The sequence below is a fragment of the Methylobacterium sp. Leaf85 genome, assembly GCF_001422125.1.
Lineage (GTDB): Bacteria > Pseudomonadota > Alphaproteobacteria > Rhizobiales > Beijerinckiaceae > Methylobacterium > Methylobacterium bullatum.
The window spans coordinates 102,184-118,817 of record NZ_LMME01000005.1; the positions used below are offsets into that span (position 1 = coordinate 102,184).

Below are 16,634 nucleotides of genomic sequence, written 5' to 3' on the forward strand. Positions count from 1 at the left end.
CGATGGCAATGTCCTGGTTGGGTGGTTTTGCAACGGTCTGCTTCCGGTAGATTATTTGAAGAAGCAGACGATGAAAAATTTGGTTTCGGCCGAATTTTCTATGTTGAACGAGCGGCAATTCCGTTGATCCCGATGCCGAGCCTCTCGGGACCACGTAGCGAGGCGCCTGGCCGGTAGGGCGGCGGATCGGCCAGTAATCGCGGCGCGATCAGTCGGCGGCTGAGGGCCACCAGGGCGATCTCGGCCTCGATACGGGCGAGCGGCGCCCCCATACAATAGTGCAGACCGCCGCCGAAACCGAAATGCTGGACGTCCTCCCGATCCGGATCGAAGCGGTCCGGATCGGCGAAACGGGCGGGGTCGCGGTTCGCCGCGGCGAAGAGCAGGATGACCGGCGCGCCCTTGCGGATGGTGTGCCCCGCGATCTCGATGGTACCCAGCGCCTTGCGGGTCCTAAAGTGCACGGGCGGCTCGTAGCGGAGCAGCTCCTCGATGACACGCGGCGCGCGCTCGGGATCGGCGCGCAGCCGGTCCAGTTCATGGGGGTGGCGCAGCAAGGTGAGCATACCGTTGGTGATCAGGTTCACCGTCGTCTCATGGCCCGCCACCAGCAGCAGGATCGCCGTCGAGATGAGGTCGAAATCGCCCATCGCGGCCTTGCCGCCGGGGCCGGGCTTGGTGGTGATCGGATTGGCGAGAGCACTGAGCATGTCGGGCCCCGGCCGCCGGCGCTTCTCGCGGATCAAGGCGCGCATGTAGCCGGAGATCGCATCGAAAGCGGCGACCGTTTCGTGGCGGCTGGCCTCGTCATGGCGGGCATCGGGCTCCAGGGCGGTGGCGAGTTGCGTCGCCCAGCGCTGGAATTGCGGTTCGTCCACCTCGGGTACGCCCAGCATGTCGCAGATCACCGCGACGGGCAGTGGGTAGGACAGGTCCTCCACGAGGCAGACTTCGTCGCGTCCCCGGCAGGCATCGATCAGCGCGTCCACGTCGCGGACGACGCGCTGCTTCAGCGCCAGCACCCGCGCCACCGTGAATTCCCGCATGACGACGCTGCGCAGGGTGTCGTGATCGGGCGGATCGCGGAAGATCAGCGGGCGGTGCGCGGTGGCGATGCGGTCCTTGATCGGATTGAGGAGCCAGTCCTTCAGGGGATTGCCGGTGCGGGGGCGGTGGGACGGAGGCAGATCCTCGGAGCTGAGGCGCGGATCGAAGATCAGGCTGCGGATCGCTGCATGCGTGCTCACCACGACGCTGCCGTCGCGCTGAGGCGAGACCGGGTTCTCGCGCAGACGCGCGTAGATCGGATAGGGATCGGCCCGGTTGGCCGGGTCCAGCACCTCGGAAAACAGCGTGTTTTCAGACATGACGGGCCTCGTCGGCGTGGGAAGCGGCGCGCGGTGGCGGGAAGCCGGGCTCCCTGGTGGCGAACCGGCCCTGGTCGCTGGCATCGCGGATCGGTGGGTAGGGGCTGCCGGCCATGATCGCCTCGGCATAGGCCGGGAGCCAGCGGGCCTGGTCGAACGACACGGCGGCGATGCTGCGGCCGGCACGGCCGTAGACGGCGAGGAAGCGTCGCGATGCGCGCGAACCCTGTACGATCGCCACCGAATCCGCGCCCTCGCTCAGGCCCACGGCCTTGATGTTGATCCCGAACTGGCTCGACCAGAACGCCGGGAGATGGTCGTAGCCATGCTGGTCTTCGGCCGGCGCCACCATGTTGCGCGCCGCATGCGCGCCCTGCGCGACGGCATTGCCCCAATGCTCCACCGAGACCAGCCGGCCGCCATAGAGCGGGTTCGGCCAGCGTGCCACGTCGCCGGCGGCGTAGATGTCGGGGCAGGTCGTGCCATCGGCGGCGAGGACGCGGCAGGCGCCGTCGCAGGTCACCCCGCCGGCATCCGCCATCAGGCCCGCATCACGCAGCCAGTCCGTGGCCCGGGTCGCGCCGAGCGCCACGATGACGAGGTCGGCCTCGATGGTACGCCCGTCCGCGAGATCGGCGCGAACCACGCGTCCTGACGCATCGCCCTCGAAGCGGAGCACCCGTGCGCTCGGATGAAACGCAACGCCGGAATCCTTCAGGCATTCTGCGATCATGCCGCCGATCCAGGTGCCGAGGGATCGGGCGAGCGGCGTCGGATTGGGATCGAGCAGGGTGACGGGCAGACCGAGATCGCGGCAGCAGGAGGCCGCCTCGCAGCCGATTAGGCCGGCACCGACGATGAGGACACGGCGCGGGCCCCGGGCCAACGCTGCCCGCAAGTGCGCGGCATCGTCCCGGCCGCGCAGGGTGAAGATATTGGCGAGGGCGCCGCCCGACGCGGCCGGCCAGGGGCGCGCCTGGGCGCCCGTGGTGATGAGCAGCCTGTCGTAGGCGAGCACCGCCCCGTCCGCGAGGCGGATGGTCCGCGCGACGCGATCGAGACCGACTGCCGCGTGGCCCAATCGCCAATCTGCGTCGAGGGCGACGAGCAGTGGCAGTTCCGTCGCGTCTAGCGCCAATTCGCCGGACAGGACGTGCTTCGACAGCGGCGGCCGGTCGTAGGGGCGATGCGGCTCGTCGCCGATGAGGGTGAGCCGACCCGCATAGCCGTTTCGGCGCAGGGCCTCCGCCCCGCGAAGGCCGGCCAGCGACGCGCCGACGACGACGATGCCGGCATCTGCGGCGGCACTCACGGCGTCTCTCCGTCATCGGCCTGCAGGCTGATGGCGCGGACGGGGCAGGCCTGCACCGCCCGCTCGATCTCGCCTCGTCGGGCGCGGGGTGGCGCGGGGTCGTAGAACAGGATCTCGTGTCCCCGGACCTCGAAGGCGCTGGGCGCCGCGTAGCAGCATTGCGCGTAGCCCTGGCATCGGTTGAGATCGACCACGACGCGCAGGGGAGTCGTCCTGCTCGAAGCGGTCTCGGTGGGATGGGTCATGGCGATGCCTCGCTGCTCGTCAGATGCCGAGGAACGGATCGTCGCGGTCGTCCGCCTGCGGCATCAGGGTGGCGACGGATCTCATGGGCAGGCCGGTCGTCGCGGCGAGCATGAGGTTGGCGGCGAACGCGATCATCCGGGGCGTTCGTGCCCTGGCATCGTGCGGGCGATCTTGGACCGATGCGGTCCGGGGGCGGCCGGAAATCGATATCGCGGTCATGCGGCGATCCCCCGGACGATCGGCCCGCCCCGAACTACGTCGTCGATCCCGGCGAGAACGGCCCGACCCGAATCCAGTCCCGCGAAGGCCCGCGCGAGGGACGCGGCCCGCGCCCGGAAGTGGGGTTGCCCGAGCACCGTATCGATCGCCTCGCGGAGTGCGCGGGCCGTCGGATTATTGGTCGCGAGGTTGAAGCCAGCGCCCGACCAGCCGATGCGCCCTCCGATCTCCGCCTTGTCCTCGGTCAGTCCCGCCGAGACGATGGGCACCCCGTCCGCGAGCGCCTGCGAGACGCTGCCGTATCCTCCGTTCGTGACGAGGAGGCTGATGTCCGGAAGCATCGCGTCGAACGGAAGGAACGGCGCGACCCGGGCATTGCCGGGCAGAGGCCCGCTCAGGGCTTCGACCGGGCGACCGCCGGTGGTCGCGACCACGAGAAGGTCGTCGCGATCCGCCAGGGCCGCCAAGGTCGGCTCGATCAGTTCGCCGAAATCCGCGTTGGCCAGGGTCCCTTGGGTGACCAGGACGACACGCTTGGTCACGTCGCGGGCACGCCACCAATCCGGAAGCGGCGCATGTGTCGGGGGAACCGGCAGCAGGCCGGTGAAGCGAAGATTGGGCGGCAGCGTCCCGTAATCGTACTCGAACTCGGGGACGGTCGGCTGGAGGAACAGGTCCGGGAGAATGGCGATGGAATGCGGAAGCGATGCCGGCAGGGGCGGCAGGCCGAGCCGAGCCAGTTGCGCATCCGCATAGGCACGCACGGGATCGACGAAGGCGGCGTCCATGCCGGCCTTCAGTAAGGCGTAATGGGCGCGCTCCGTTTCCGTTCGGGCCGGCGGCAAACCGAGGCCGACCGGTGCGTCGTCGGGCCTGTCGAGGAACAGGAAGCTGACGTTCAGGACGACGATGGGCGGACGCGGCCGGGAGCCGAGCAGCAGGGGCAGCACGCCGAGGAACAGGCTTCCGGCGACGATCACGTCAGGCCGCTCCGCCTCGACGAGCCGGCTCAGGGCCTCGAACTGGACTGGGATCGGGTCGATGAAGCGCCGCGCGAACTCGCGCCGGTAGCGCTCGGGCCCTGCGGGCAGGCCGGTCTCGCGGTATTCCGCGGCATGGCCGTCGTCGATGGGCGCGAAGCGCAGGCCAGCGGACTCGATCTTATCGCGGAACTCCTCTGCGGTGGTCATGACGACGCTGTCCCCGCGTGCGGCGAGAAGCCGGCCGGCGGCGAGGAGCGGGGTAATGTGCCCTGTGAGGGCCGTGGCGGCGATCAGTACCTTCATGGCGGTACGTCCTCGATGCGTCGGTTGCGATGCAAGGCAATCGCTGCGGCGCACCCAAGGGTTACATGCCGAGCCTCCGGGCGCGTGCGCCTGCGCACCGTTCTTCCCAGCGGCGCTCATGTCCGCCGCAGGCCGACGCCCTCCGTCCATGCCCGCAGCCGGCCCTCTGCGATCGCCTCCCTGGTGTGCCGGTAGCCGATCTCGGCGATCGCCTCGAAGCTCGACCAGGCCCGCAGGTCGATGCCGGCGAGGGGCGGCTTGAGCAGGGCGGCGGCGTGGCCCACCGCCATCATCGATTGCGCGTCCCCCGAGACCGTCGCCGCCCGCAACAGCAGGGGCGCGATGCCCGGCATGGCATCGGGGACACCGAGCATCCGCCGGATCATGCGGCCGCGCCAGGAGCGCGCCGGCATGTCGCCGAAGGCGCGGTCGCTGCCGACATCGATGGCGAGCACCGGCCCCCGCTCCAGGCCGGCCATCACGTCGGCCGGCAGGTTGTTCATCATCCCACCGTCCACCAGCACACCCTCCTCGGTGCAGACCGGCGGGAGCAGGCCCGGAATCGCGATGCTGGCGCGCAACGCCCCCGGCAGGTCGCCGGAGCGATGGACCATCGCCGAGCCCGTCGTCAGGTTCGAGGAGACGCACAGGAAAGGGAGCCAGAGATCCTCGATCCGCGCGCCGCCGAACCATGCGGCCAAGCCCGCATCGACCTTCGCCCCGCGGGTCAGCGCGTGATAGGGCAGCGTGTAGTCGTTGAGGGGATTGTGCCCGACGAAGAAGTCGAGGGTCCGCGCGCGGATCCGCTCGATGCTCCACCCCATGGCGAGGCTCGCGGCGACGACGGCCCCCATGCTGGTGCCGCCGACGAAGTCGGGAGCGCAGCCGGCCTCGTCCAGGGCCTGCAGCACGCCGAGATGGGCGAGCCCGCGCGCACCGCCGCCGCCGAGGACGAGGCCGCGCGCCGTGCCGCTCGCGAGACGCGCGAGCCGGCGGAGATCGTCCGCGTTGCCTGCCCGCACCGGAATGCGGAGAGCCGCAGGCAACGCGGCGACGTCCGGGTGAAGGGCACGGGGCAGGATTGCGTCTGCCGTCTGCGGGACGGCGAGATCCATCCGGATCCAGTCCGATCTGAGGCTCCCGAGCCAGGCGGCGGCCCCGGGTCGCGGTGGCCGGCCGGGCTCGGCCAGCAGCAGGACATGGTCCGCGTGGCGCAGGCACAGGCGGCACCACGGACAGCCGACCTCGTGGGCCACAAAGATCGTGCGGGCGTGACGGTTTTCGTAGTCGTGGAACCATGCCTCGTCGGCCCCATCCGGCCAGCAGGTGAGGCATCCCGTGGTCCCGGTCATGGTGTCGTCAAAGGCGCTGGCCAGGGCCTGCCCGAAGGCGGCCGCATCGAGCCCTTCGGTGACGGCGAGCACGGCGACGCTGCGCGATGCGTGGCGAACCGCCTCGCCCATCTGCGTCGCGCGCATGCGCTCGGCGAGCAGCCGGGCGAAATAGAGCAGCATCCGGGGATGGTGCTCGACCACCTCCTCGAAATCCGCCCGCGTCAGCCGCAGCAGACACGAATCGCGAAGGGCCGTGGCCGTGGCCGACCGAGGGGCCGGCGACAGCAGCGCCATCTCGCCGAAACTTTCGGGTGGACGCAGGCGGGCGATCCGGCGTGGCGAGCCCATGGTGGCATCGGCGGAAATCCCGATGGCACCGGAGACCAGGGTGTAGAGCGCATCCCCGGCCTCGCCCTGCGCGAACAGCGTGCTGCCTCCGGCCACCGAGACCGGGACCATGCGCGCGCGCACCGCGGCAGCGGCCTCGACGTCCAATCCGCCAAGGAACGGAATCTCCGGTCCCGTCATGGCCGTCGCTTGAGCATGGCGGCCGCCCGCGCGTAACCGCCATCGGCACCATCGACGAAATGGACGTGGTCGTCGTGCAGGACCGAGGGGCTGACACAGGTCACGACGGCGGCATCCTGTCGGTGGATGCCGTAGCGCACCAACCCCGCCTCTTGCGCGAGGGCGAGGCGGGTCTCGATCCGATCCGCCGTGGCGACGGGACAGGCCACGGTGAGGCGGAGCCCGTCGTCGTATTTCCGGAAATCGGCATTGGCGGCGAGCCGCCGTCGATAGCGACGTGGCGAGAAGCGTCCGAACGGCAGGCCGAGACTGAACAGCGCGAAGGCGGCGCCGCGCGTCACGAACATCGCTGCCCCGCGCAGGAGCCCCGAGCCCGCCAGCGTCCCTTCCGCCCGCGCGTCAGCGACGAGGCCTGACCAGGGCGGTCGCATCGGTGGTCCCGATTCCGGCAGAGGGCGCCCCATGCCGGGGCTCGCATCGACCTCGGCCAGGATGGCGCCGAGGGTGGCAAGGAGGGCTTCTCGATCCGCGCCCTCTCCGGGCACGACGATCAGGGACAGGACCAGCCCATCCCGCGCGGGCACGGCCTCGAACCGGCAGGACAGGCCGGTGAGATCAGGCTTCGCACCGGCCGGAGCCGCCGGGATCGCGTCGAGCCCGCGCTTCATCGCGGCATCCGCGTAGGCGAGGCCGCCGCCCAAGAACATCGCGTAGTCGACATGGGCGGAGGCCGCGTAGCGCGCGACACGGAGGTCCCGGCCAGCCTCGCGCACCGCCGCGACCGGGATCAGCGCGGCCCGCAGATCGAGCCCGAGGGCCTCGCGCACCCACGTCACCGTCTCGGCCAGCACCGCCTCGACCGTGGCGCGATGTTCGGGTGGGACGAGAAGGGTCGCACCGTCACCGCCGAAGACGAACGGCAGGTCGGCGCCAGGAAGGGCGTTCTTCACGGCCGTGATCAGGGCGGCGCCGGCGATGTTGACCGATCGATAGCGCCCATCCTCGATGGCCCGGGTCGACATCACCACGTCGCACAGGGCGATCCACCATGTGTCCGGCACCGGGACGTAACGGGTTTCGTCGAGGACGTCGGAAAATCGTGTGAAACGTGGCACGTCGGCGTAGCGAAAAGGAACCGACACGCTCGCCTCGGCCTGACCCATCTGCGGGCATGTAGGCGAGCCCGGCCCGGCTTCGACGTCCGTTAGGGCGTGGCGCGCAGGCATCGCCGAGCATCCTTTCGCCTTCGACATCTTCCGCGGGGCAAGATTTTTGGCGAGCGGCCGCCATTGGGTTTCGCCACGTTACCCGACTCGGTTACGCGGCCACCATGAATCTTTCGGTCGGAGCACCTCGTTCCGCATTACTGGAATTCACGCAATCGACACAAAAAAAGCTGCCCGGACGAGATCCGGACAGCCTCGAAAGGCGGTGAAACGCGAAATTTACTTCGGCATCAGGACGGTATCGACCACGTGGATGACGCCGTTCGACTGCATCACGTCGGCGATCGTGACGGTCGACATGCCGCCCTTGCCATCGACGAGTTCGATCTTGCCGGCCTTCTCCTCGGCGGTGAGGCTGCCACCCTCGACCGTCTTCAGCATGGCCTTGCCACCGCCGGCCTTGATCGCCTTCTGGAGATCGGCCGCCGTCATGGTGCCGGCCACCACGTGGTAGGTCAGGATCTTGGTGAGCGTCGCCTTGTTCTCGGGCTTCACCAGCGTATCGACCGTGCCGGCCGGCAGCTTGGCGAAGGCGGCGTTCGTGGGCGCGAACACCGTGAACGGACCCTTGCCCGAGAGCGTCTCGACGAGACCGGCGGCCTTGACCGCGGCGACGAGGGTGGTGTGGTCCTTCGAGTTGACCGCGTTCTCGACGATGGTCTTCGACGGGTACATCGGCGCGCCACCGACCATCACCGTCTTCTCTTCCGCCGCCTGGGCCGCCGTGCCGAATGCGCCGGCGCCGGTGAGTGCCATGGCGACGGTGAGGCTTGCGACCTTGAACATGCGTGTCATGCGTAACTCCGATTGTCGGCCCCGTCGTGCGGGGTCGTCGATCGTTACGGCCGGAGGTACGGAGAAGTTTCAGGCAAGCCTTGCTGGGGAGAATGATTTCATCCTGGCCGCCTTGAAGAGGGAAAGTTTCTTGTTCTTCGAAGTGATGTCCCTGCCGTGAGCGAGGCTCGTCGCGGCCGAGGAGCGATGAGACACAAAGCGTGACTTGGGGAAGTGGACGGACGATGGGTCTAAGATTTCCCTCGTCATAAAAGGCCTGTAACCAGGCTTCGCCTCCGACGAATGACTTGTATCCCGCATCGTCCCGGAGCACGCCATGTCGTCCCGCCTCATTCCTCTACTCCTCGCGCTGGGACCGGTCCTGCTCGTGTCCGGCCCTGCGCTGGCCCGGCCAGTGGTGGTTGAACTTTTCACGTCGCAAGGGTGCTCGTCCTGCCCGCCGGCGGAAGCGCTGCTCGGCGAGCTCGCTGGCCGCGACGACCTCTTGGCGCTGGGATTCCACGTCACTTACTGGGACGATCTCGGCTGGAAGGACACCGCGTCCTTTGAGGGCGCGACCGAGCGGCAGGCGACCTATGCGGGGCATCTTGGCGAGGGAAACTTCACGCCGCAGCTCGTGATCGACGGACGCAGGAGCGTTGTGGGTTCGCGCCGCACGGAGGCTACCTCGGCGGTCGCGGCAGCCCGGGCCGAGATGGGCGCCGAAACCGAGATCGCGATCGTGCGCCGGAACGGCCGCTTTGCCGTGACGGTTGGGGCCGGTAAGGGTAGCGCCAAGGTGTTCCTCGTCGGCTTCGACCGGTCCCTACGCACCCCCGTGGCACGGGGCGAGAACAGCGGACGCACCCTCGTGCAGGCCAACGTCGTGCGCTCGCTGCGCACCCTCGGCACTTGGTCGGGCGAGCCACTGGAGTTCAGCGAGGCGCTGCCGGCCGGGCAGGATGCTGCCGTGATCGTCCAGCAATCGGACGGCCGCATCCTCGGAGCCGCACGCCTTGTGCCGGGCGCTTAAGCGATGGCCTTTCGGGACGAGGCGCCAATGCCCGCCGGCTCGCCGCATACGCGCTTGATCGACAGGCTGGCCGGAGGGCTCGTCCCGGTACGGCCTCTGGGCTCACCGCTCCGGCGCGTGCTCGGCTGGCTCCTCGTCGTCGCCTTCCCGGGCGCCGGCCTCGCGGCGGTCGCCGACCTGCGGGGCGCGCTTTCGCGCCACGCCGCAGACCCGGACCTCGTTCTGGCGGCCATCGGATCGATCGCCACCGCCGTGACGGCGGCGGCCGCCGCGATCCTCGCGACACTGCCCGACCGTGATCCGCGCTGGGCCATTCTGCCCGCGCCGAGCCTCGCGCTCTGGATCGGGGCGAGTGTCTCAGGCGCGGAGCACGGAGCGCCGATCTCCCTGTCGGAAGCCTGCGCCTGCGTCGGATTCATCCTGGGGATCGGCGTTCCCTTCGCGCTGCTCTTCGCCGCGATCCTGAAAGGCGGCTACGCCCTCCATCCATCCTTGAGCGGCGGCCTCGCGGGTCTAGCGGCGGCCTCCGCCGCGGCGTCGATCCTGGGCCTGTTCCACACCCTCGCCATGGCGCTGAACGACCTCGCCCTGCACGCGCTCGCGGTGGCGCTGCTCTCCGGAGCCGGTGCCGGTTTCGGCCGGCGCCTGCTCCGCGCGAGCGCCTGACGATGGTCCTGCGCGACCCCGTTCGGCGAAGGCTGCTCGCGTGCCTCGCCCTCTTCCTTCTCGGAGCTTTCCCGGTGCGCGCGGCGTCCACCGCGTGGATCGGCGACGATAGGGCGGCGGTGCGGCTCGTGACGGCCACGGACGCCGCGAGCCGTGGATCGCCCGTCGAGGCGGCCCTCGAGTTTCGGTTCGGTGACGGCTGGCACGGGGCATGGCGTAGCCCGGGCGATGCCGGTCTCGCCCCGACCTTCGACGGGAGCGGATCGGAAGGGGTCGTGCTCGACTCCATCGCCTGGCCCGCACCGCGACGCCTCACCGTCGGCGACCTCCAGACGTTCGTGTACGAATCTGGGACCGTCCTGCCCCTCCGGTTCGCACGGCGCGGCGACGGGGCCGCGCACCTTCACCTGCGCCTCGTGCACGCGGTCTGCGGCGAGGTCTGCGTGCCCTATCGTGCGACCCTCGACCTCGCGCTACCAGCGGGAACGGATCGGCCCTCGGCGGAGGCGGGACTGATCAATGCCGCGCACGCGCGCATCCCTGGCCCCCCGGAGGCTGCGGGTTTCGCCGTCGTCGGGCAGGCCCGCGAGGGACCGCCGGACGATCGGCGCCTGGTCCTGCGGGTGACCAGCGAAGGCAGCGCCTTCATGGCGCCGGACGTGTTCGTCGAGGGTCCGAAGGGGGCCGTGACCACCCCTCCGGCGGTTGCCCTGTCCGACGGTGGGCACACGGCCCGGCTCGCCCTGGATCTGTCGCCGGACGTCGCGGATACCGATCTCCGCGTCACCCTGGTCGATGGCCTGCGCAGCGCCGAATTCACGGTTTCGCCCATGGATGGCATCGGCTGGGGTGGGTGGCTCGCCATCTTGGCGACGGCCCTGATCGGAGGCCTCGTCCTCAATGCGATGCCTTGCGTCCTGCCGGTCCTGTCCCTGAAGGTCTTCGCGTTGACGCGGGCAGCCGGAGCGGATCAGCGAGGCGTCCGGGCCGAACTCCTCGCCACGGCGGCGGGCATCGTCGCGTCCTTCCTCGCCATCGCCCTGGTTCTGATCGTCCTGAAGGCCTCGGGCGCCAGTATCGGCTGGGGCATCCAGTTCCAGGCGCCGTGGTTTCTCGCCGGCATGGCCCTGCTCACGGTGCTGTTCGCCGCGAGCCTGTTCGAATGGGTCACCATCGGGCTACCCCGTCCGATCGCCGCGCTCGGATCGCTGCGCGGGTCCGGCCGCCTGTCGGAGGCCTTCCTCACCGGCGCCTTCGCCACCCTGCTGGCCACGCCCTGCTCGGCCCCGTTCGTCGGAAGCGCGGTGGGCTTCGCGCTGACCCGGGGACATGTCGATATCCTGCTGGTCTTCACGACGCTCGGCCTCGGAATGGCGCTCCCCTTCGCGCTCCTCGCGCTGAAACCGGGTTGGACGCGCCTGCTGCCGCGACCGGGCTTTTGGATGATCCGGCTTCGGAGCGGGTTCGGCCTGCTTCTCCTCGGAACGGCCGCGTGGCTCATGACGGTCTTCGCCGAATTGGCCGGCATTCCTCGGGCGATGGGGTTGGCGGGTATCCTGACCCTTCTCCTCGGCTGGCTCGCCCTGAGCCGACCGCCGCGCGTTCCCGATCGTCGCCGAAGCCTGGTCACGGCGGCCCTCGTCCTCGCGCTCGTCCCCGTCACGGTGTGGCCGTCCGGCTTCGGACCCTCCCCGGTGGCTCGGACGGAGGGTGGACCCTGGCGCGCCTTCGCCCCCGAGGCGATCGCGGCCCTGGTGGCGGAGGGCAAGGTCGTCGTCGTGGACGTGACGGCGTCCTGGTGCCTGACCTGCCGGCTCAACGATGTCACCACCCTCGATCGCGCGGAGAACCGTGCGCGCCTGTCGGCGCCGGACACGGTCGCGATGCGGGCGGACTGGACGCAGGCCGACCCGGCCATCCTCGCCTTCCTGCGCCACTTCGGACGTTTCGGGATTCCGCTCGTGGCCGTCTACGGGCCCGGTCTGCCGCGCGGAGAAGCCCTGCCGGAATTGCTGACGCCGGCAACGATGCGGGCTGCCATCGTGCGGGCGGAGCGCGAGAACGCAAACAAGACAACGACGGAATTTTTGCCCTGACCTGTAACCGTCGTCGGCGCCCCGCCGAAACACAGTCCAGTACCGCCAAGATGTTCGGTACATCCCAGAAGGATAACCTCACATGAGCATTCTCTTCCGCGTCGCCGCTGCTCTCGTCCTCGCCACCGCCGTCTCCGGGGCCCCGGCTTATGCCGTCGATTCCATGGCCAAGGACAGCATGGCCAAGGACAGCATGGCGAAAGACTCCATGGCCAAGGACGGCATGAAGAAGGACGGGATGAGCAAGGATTCCATGGCCAAGGACAGCATGGCCAAGGACTCGATGGCGAAAGACAGCATGGCCAAGGACTCTATGAAGAAGTAAGTTCGGACTCATGCGGACGGCGCGGGTCGGCCTTCCGGGCCGCCCGTTCCTCATGCCGGGTTTCTCGCCGGCTCTCCCCGCAGCGTCCGGAATCCCTGCTCCCATGCCTGTTCAATCAGCGGCATTGTCCGGCGAGGCGTCCCTGTCCGCCGCGATGCAGGCGGCGCAGGTCGGCGATGCCGCCGCTTACCGGGCGCTCCTGCGCGATTGCGTGCCGGTGATCTCCGCGATGGCACGGGCCAAGGGGGTTCAGGGCGCAGCTCTCGACGACGTTGTGCAGGACACCCTGCTTACCCTCCATCAGGCACGGGCGACCTACGATCCGGCCCGCCCGTTCCTGCCGTGGTTGCGCGCCATTACACAGCGGCGGGCGGTCGACGCGTTGCGCCGCAAGGGGCGTCGTCCGAAGGAAGTGCATGAGCCGCTCGCCTATGAGGCGCGTGCCGACGCCGGTCCCATGCCGGGTGACGACCTGGAGCGTCGCGAGCGCGCAGCGATCCTCGCTACGGCCGTCGCGCATCTCCCCGAAGGACAGCGGGAGGCGATCGAGCACATCGCCCTACGCGAATTGTCCCTCGACGAGACATCAACGCTCACAGGGCGGACCAAGGGTGCGCTCAAGGTCAACTTCCATCGCGGTCTGAAGGCCCTCCGCGTCTCTCTCTCATCCCGTAAGGAGGGCACGGATGCCTGATCCGGCCACCCATGACCGATCCACTCAAGTCCCGTCCACCCACGACCTCGTCGAGGATCTGGCTCAATCGCTCACGCCGGTCCGCCGGCTCCCGAGCCCGGGGCGCCGGACCCTCATCTGGTCCGGTGCGGTGCTCACGGTGGGGCTCCTCCTCGTGCCGATGTCCGACCTTTCGGGATTGCGGGCGCGCCTCGCCGTGCCGGACCTGCACTGGGCGGCCGTCGGCGCGATCCTCACGGCTATCGCGGCCGCCCTTGCCGCCTTCCAGAGCAGCGTGCCCGGCCGAAGCGCGGCCTGGTCATGGCTCCCGCTTCCCCCGCTCGTCCTCTGGCTCGGCGCCAGTGGGCTCGGCTGCCTTCGCGGTTGGCTCGCGCCGGCCGCCAACCTCGCCGAGCCGGAGGAGATGCGAGGCTGCTTCGTGTTCCTGATGGGGGTCTCGCTGCCGCTGTCCGTCCTGCTGGTGCTGATGCTGCGGCGGGCCTGTCCGTTACGCCCCAATCTAACGGCGGCCCTCGGGGGACTCGCCGCAGCAGCGGCTGCCGCGGCATTGCTGGTGCCGTTTCATCCGCACGACGCCACCGCGACGGACCTGTTGGTTCACCTCGTCGCCGTCCTCATGGTCGTCGGCCTGAACGGTCTCTTCGGCGGGCGCCTTCTCGACAGAACCGCAGGGTCGCGAGGCCGGCACCGCGAGGCCGACCTGTAACCTGCTCGATCCACAGGGCGAATGACAGTCCAGGGCCTCGGCAAGGAACTCGCCATCATGGAGCTCGGCATCATGGACCGCAGACAGATCCTCACGGCCGGCGTCTCGGCGCTCGGCATCCTGACATTCCTTCGCGCCGCCGGAGGGGCCCTGGCCGGAACCTTCGCCGTCGTGAAGAGCGAGGCCGCCTGGCGGGCCCAACTCGGGTCCGCCGGCTACGCGGTTCTGCGCCAGCACGGTACCGAACGCGCCGGCTCGAGCCCGCTCAACGCCGAGAAGCGCGCCGGTCGTTTCGTCTGCGCCGGTTGCGACCAGCCGCTCTTCGCCTCCAGCGCGAAGTTCGAGAGCGGAACCGGCTGGCCGAGCTTCACCGCCCCCCTCGTGGAGGCCGTGGGCACGACGACGGATTCCAGCCTGGGGATGAGCCGGACGGAGGTGCATTGCCGCCGCTGCGGCGGCCATCTCGGCCACGTCTTCGACGACGGACCGAAGCCCACGGGGCAGCGCTACTGCATGAACGGCATCGCGCTGCGCTTCGAGCCCGCCTGAAACGATCCCGCTTTTCGGGTCCAACGCTCCGCAAGCCAGCAACCCTTCAGGACGGTCCCGATGCATCCCCCTTCGCCACGGGCCGAGCGCCCGATCCACCCCCTCGTCGTCCGGATCACCCATTGGGTGAACGCTCTGGCCATGCTGATCATGATCACCAGCGGATGGCGCATCTACAACGCTTCACCGATCTTCGGCGACTGGGCGTTCCCGAAGGCCATCACCCTCGGCGGTTGGCTCGGCGGGGCCCTGCAATGGCACTTCGCCGGAATGTGGCTCCTCGTCGCCAACCGCCTCGTCTACCTGACCTATGGTCTCGCCTCGGGCCACCTGCGCCGGCGCCTCATGCCCCTGCGGCCGCGCGAGATCGCGCATGACTTCGTCGCGGCCCTGAAATTCCGGCTCCCCCACGACCCGGGCGTCTACAACGCCGTGCAGCGACTCCTTTACGTCGCGGTCCTGCTCATCGGGATCGTCATCGTGCTCTCCGGTCTCGCGATCTGGAAGCCGGTCCAGTTCGCGCCACTGACAGCGCTGCTGGGCGGCTACGACACGGCCCGGATCGTCCATTTCCTCGCCATGACCGGCATCGCTGGCTTCGTGGCGGTGCACCTCGCCCTGGTGCTCCTGGTTCCGAAGACGCTTCCGACGATGATCATCGGCCGTGAGCTCCATCTCGGCCGCAACCACGTGGTGAAGCCATGAAGCCCCTCGATCGCCTTCTCCGCCGTCCACGTCCGGATATCACGATTCCCGAGACTCACCTTATTCGGGCCGACCGACGCCTGTTCCTCCGCGGCGGCCTCGTCGCGGCGGGAAGCCTCGCACTCGGCGGGTGCGACCTCTCGGACAACCCGCAGGTGGAGAGCATCCTCGGTGGCATCTCGCGGCTGAACGATCGCGTTCAGGGCGCCCTATTCGGAAGCACGCGTCTTGCCCCGACCTTCGATGTCGCGGACATCACCCCGGACTTTCCCTTCAACGCCTATTATCCGGCGAGCAAGATCCGGGTGATCGACGGTTCGACCTGGAAGCTCGAACTCGCCGGTCTCGTCTCCGACAAGACACCGTGGACGCTCGACCGGCTGAGGACCCTGCCGCAGGAAGCGCAGATCACCCGCCACGTCTGCGTGGAGGGCTGGAGCGCCATCGGGCAATGGTCTGGGGTCCCGTTCCGCACCTTCCTCGAACGGATCGGGGCCGACACGACCGCACGTTACGTCCGCTTCGCCTGCGGCGACGACTACTGGACAAGCATCGACATGCCGAGCGCGCTTCACCCCCAGACGATCCTGGCGCTCGACTACGCCGGCGCGCCCCTGCCACCGAAATACGGTTTCCCAGTGAAGCTGCGCATCCCGACGAAGCTCGGGTTCAAGAACCCGAAGCACATCATGGCGATTACGGTGACGAACGATTATCCGGGCGGTTACTGGGAAGATCAGGGCTACAACTGGTTTTCCGGGCTGTAGTGAGTCTGAACGTGAATCGCCCGACATCCATCGATCGATGACATGTGGATCGCAGCTAAACGGGTGTTGCCGAGCGGTTTGGCGGCCACCGGCTCCCGGAACGGCATGAGGTTTTGAAATGCTGAATTTTTTTTTCAATGGCTCTCCGAACCCGACGAAGGTCGCGCTGCTGCTGGAGGAGCTCGGACTGCCCTACGAGCCCATCCCGATCGACACCCGCAAGGGTGACCAGTTCGCGCCTGATTTCCTGGCCCTCAATCCGAACGGCAAGGTGCCGGTCCTCGTCGACGACGCGGACGTGATCTTCGACAGCAATGCTATACTGCTTTACCTGGCCGAGAAGACCGGACGATTCCTGCCGCCCTTGGGTAGCGACCGAGCTCCGCTCCTGTCCTGGCTGATGTTCGTCGCGACGGGCGTCGGGCCGTTCTCCGGCCAAGCGGTCCATTTCCGGCACTTCGCCCCGGAGCAGGTGCCCTATGCCCAGGCGCGTTACAGCTTCGAGGCACGCCGTCACTACGACGTGCTAGACGCACACCTCGCGCAGCGCCGCTATCTCGTGGGCGACGAGTATACCATCGCAGATATGAGTGCCTGGGGATGGGCCCGAATGATCCCCTTCGTTCTCGGCGAAACGGCCTGGGCGGAGTTGCCCCACCTCAAGCGCCACCACGATGAGATCGCCGCTCGCCCGGCTGCGGTGCGTGCGGTCGGTCTCAAGGACCGCTTCGCCTTCAAGCCAGAAATGGACGACGAGGCCCGCGCCAACATGTTCCGACACCTCAAGTCCTGACGATCGTC

17 protein-coding genes are annotated in these 16,634 nt (G+C 68.9%); 10 read left to right on the forward strand and 7 right to left on the reverse strand.

Annotated elements, in window-relative coordinates:
* Window positions 1–98: 98 nt before the first annotated feature.
* The 7 genes from ASF08_RS05350 to ASF08_RS05380 all read right to left on the reverse strand — a co-directional run bounded on the left by ASF08_RS05350 (window position 99) and on the right by ASF08_RS05380 (window position 8,304).
* Entirely contained in the window at window positions 99–1,367 is a 1,269-nt protein-coding gene (locus tag ASF08_RS05350; RefSeq protein WP_056142288.1) for a cytochrome P450, read from the reverse strand.
* The gene (locus ASF08_RS05355) at window positions 1,360–2,679 is read right to left on the reverse strand and encodes an NAD(P)/FAD-dependent oxidoreductase (RefSeq protein WP_056142290.1); all 1,320 of its coding nucleotides are present in this window, start codon (window positions 2,677–2,679) and stop codon (window positions 1,360–1,362) included. Before ASF08_RS05355 ends, ASF08_RS05350 begins: the two co-directional genes overlap by 8 nt.
* On the reverse strand, window positions 2,676–2,882 hold the full coding sequence (locus tag ASF08_RS05360) for a ferredoxin (protein WP_056142520.1): 207 nt from the start codon (window positions 2,880–2,882) through the stop codon (window positions 2,676–2,678). The genes ASF08_RS05355 and ASF08_RS05360 overlap by 4 nt, the downstream gene beginning before the upstream one ends.
* A 258-nt stretch (window positions 2,883–3,140) precedes the next feature.
* Window positions 3,141–4,430: a nucleotide disphospho-sugar-binding domain-containing protein gene (locus tag ASF08_RS05365; RefSeq protein ID WP_056142293.1), complete on the reverse strand. Its 1,290-nt coding sequence runs from the start codon at window positions 4,428–4,430 to the stop codon at window positions 3,141–3,143.
* Window positions 4,431–4,546: 116 nt separating this feature from the next.
* Complete coding sequence (locus ASF08_RS05370) at window positions 4,547–6,292, reverse strand: patatin-like phospholipase family protein (protein ID WP_056142295.1); 1,746 nt, start codon at window positions 6,290–6,292, stop codon at window positions 4,547–4,549.
* The gene (locus ASF08_RS05375; RefSeq protein WP_244474461.1) at window positions 6,289–7,518 is read right to left on the reverse strand and encodes a DUF3095 domain-containing protein; all 1,230 of its coding nucleotides are present in this window, start codon (window positions 7,516–7,518) and stop codon (window positions 6,289–6,291) included. The genes ASF08_RS05370 and ASF08_RS05375 overlap by 4 nt, the downstream gene beginning before the upstream one ends.
* Before the next feature lie 219 nt (window positions 7,519–7,737).
* Window positions 7,738–8,304: a fasciclin domain-containing protein gene (locus tag ASF08_RS05380; RefSeq protein WP_056142522.1), complete on the reverse strand. Its 567-nt coding sequence runs from the start codon at window positions 8,302–8,304 to the stop codon at window positions 7,738–7,740.
* 325 nt (window positions 8,305–8,629) lie between these two features.
* Here ASF08_RS05380 and ASF08_RS05385 point away from each other — a divergent pair, with 325 nt between their 5' ends.
* From ASF08_RS05385 to ASF08_RS05430, 10 genes are all read left to right on the forward strand, one after another.
* Window positions 8,630–9,325: a DUF1223 domain-containing protein gene (locus ASF08_RS05385; protein ID WP_056142302.1), complete on the forward strand. Its 696-nt coding sequence runs from the start codon at window positions 8,630–8,632 to the stop codon at window positions 9,323–9,325.
* Window positions 9,326–9,352: 27 nt separating this feature from the next.
* A complete protein-coding gene (locus tag ASF08_RS05390) occupies window positions 9,353–9,991 on the forward strand; it encodes an NrsF family protein (RefSeq protein WP_056142305.1) in 639 nt (212 codons plus the stop codon).
* Between the two features lie 74 nt (window positions 9,992–10,065).
* Window positions 10,066–12,087, forward strand: a complete 2,022-nt coding sequence (locus ASF08_RS05395) for a protein-disulfide reductase DsbD family protein (protein WP_162238942.1) — start codon at window positions 10,066–10,068, stop codon at window positions 12,085–12,087.
* 82 nt (window positions 12,088–12,169) lie between these two features.
* Window positions 12,170–12,412, forward strand: coding sequence for a pentapeptide MXKDX repeat protein (locus ASF08_RS05400; RefSeq protein ID WP_056142311.1), 243 nt, complete (start codon window positions 12,170–12,172; stop codon window positions 12,410–12,412).
* A 103-nt stretch (window positions 12,413–12,515) separates the two neighbouring features.
* The gene (locus tag ASF08_RS05405) at window positions 12,516–13,106 is read left to right on the forward strand and encodes a sigma-70 family RNA polymerase sigma factor (protein WP_056142526.1); all 591 of its coding nucleotides are present in this window, start codon (window positions 12,516–12,518) and stop codon (window positions 13,104–13,106) included.
* Complete coding sequence (locus tag ASF08_RS05410) at window positions 13,099–13,812, forward strand: NrsF family protein (RefSeq protein ID WP_056142315.1); 714 nt, start codon at window positions 13,099–13,101, stop codon at window positions 13,810–13,812. Before ASF08_RS05405 ends, ASF08_RS05410 begins: the two co-directional genes overlap by 8 nt.
* A 72-nt stretch (window positions 13,813–13,884) precedes the next feature.
* Window positions 13,885–14,361 (forward strand): peptide-methionine (R)-S-oxide reductase MsrB, encoded by a 477-nt coding sequence (msrB, locus tag ASF08_RS05415; protein WP_056142529.1) that lies wholly within the window; start codon window positions 13,885–13,887, stop codon window positions 14,359–14,361.
* A gap of 60 nt (window positions 14,362–14,421) precedes the next feature.
* Window positions 14,422–15,066: a cytochrome b/b6 domain-containing protein gene (locus ASF08_RS05420; protein WP_056142318.1), complete on the forward strand. Its 645-nt coding sequence runs from the start codon at window positions 14,422–14,424 to the stop codon at window positions 15,064–15,066.
* On the forward strand, window positions 15,063–15,833 hold the full coding sequence (locus tag ASF08_RS05425) for a molybdopterin-dependent oxidoreductase (RefSeq protein ID WP_056142319.1): 771 nt from the start codon (window positions 15,063–15,065) through the stop codon (window positions 15,831–15,833). Before ASF08_RS05420 ends, ASF08_RS05425 begins: the two co-directional genes overlap by 4 nt.
* A 118-nt stretch (window positions 15,834–15,951) precedes the next feature.
* Window positions 15,952–16,626 carry a glutathione S-transferase family protein gene (locus tag ASF08_RS05430; protein ID WP_056142323.1) on the forward strand — a complete coding sequence of 225 codons (675 nt, stop codon included), beginning with the start codon at window positions 15,952–15,954 and terminating at the stop codon, window positions 16,624–16,626.
* The last annotated feature ends 8 nt before the right edge of the window (window positions 16,627–16,634 follow it).

Excerpts from the sequence above, each read along its gene's own strand:
- ASF08_RS05350 (WP_056142288.1), bottom strand. The coding sequence starts at position 1,367 with ATGTCTGAAAACACGCTGTTTTCCGAGGTGCTGGACCCGGCCAACCGG.
- ASF08_RS05365 (WP_056142293.1), bottom strand. The coding sequence starts at position 4,430 with ATGAAGGTACTGATCGCCGCCACGGCCCTCACAGGGCACATTACCCCG.
- ASF08_RS05370 (WP_056142295.1), bottom strand. The coding sequence starts at position 6,292 with ATGACGGGACCGGAGATTCCGTTCCTTGGCGGATTGGACGTCGAGGCC.
- ASF08_RS05375 (WP_244474461.1), bottom strand. The coding sequence starts at position 7,518 with ATGCCTGCGCGCCACGCCCTAACGGACGTCGAAGCCGGGCCGGGCTCG.
- ASF08_RS05380 (WP_056142522.1), bottom strand. The coding sequence starts at position 8,304 with ATGTTCAAGGTCGCAAGCCTCACCGTCGCCATGGCACTCACCGGCGCC.
- ASF08_RS05385 (WP_056142302.1), top strand. The coding sequence starts at position 8,630 with ATGTCGTCCCGCCTCATTCCTCTACTCCTCGCGCTGGGACCGGTCCTG.
- ASF08_RS05390 (WP_056142305.1), top strand. The coding sequence starts at position 9,353 with ATGCCCGCCGGCTCGCCGCATACGCGCTTGATCGACAGGCTGGCCGGA.
- ASF08_RS05400 (WP_056142311.1), top strand. The coding sequence starts at position 12,170 with ATGAGCATTCTCTTCCGCGTCGCCGCTGCTCTCGTCCTCGCCACCGCC.
- ASF08_RS05405 (WP_056142526.1), top strand. The coding sequence starts at position 12,516 with ATGCCTGTTCAATCAGCGGCATTGTCCGGCGAGGCGTCCCTGTCCGCC.
- ASF08_RS05410 (WP_056142315.1), top strand. The coding sequence starts at position 13,099 with ATGCCTGATCCGGCCACCCATGACCGATCCACTCAAGTCCCGTCCACC.
- msrB (WP_056142529.1), top strand. The coding sequence starts at position 13,885 with ATGGACCGCAGACAGATCCTCACGGCCGGCGTCTCGGCGCTCGGCATC.
- ASF08_RS05420 (WP_056142318.1), top strand. The coding sequence starts at position 14,422 with ATGCATCCCCCTTCGCCACGGGCCGAGCGCCCGATCCACCCCCTCGTC.
- ASF08_RS05425 (WP_056142319.1), top strand. The coding sequence starts at position 15,063 with ATGAAGCCCCTCGATCGCCTTCTCCGCCGTCCACGTCCGGATATCACG.
- ASF08_RS05430 (WP_056142323.1), top strand. The coding sequence starts at position 15,952 with ATGCTGAATTTTTTTTTCAATGGCTCTCCGAACCCGACGAAGGTCGCG.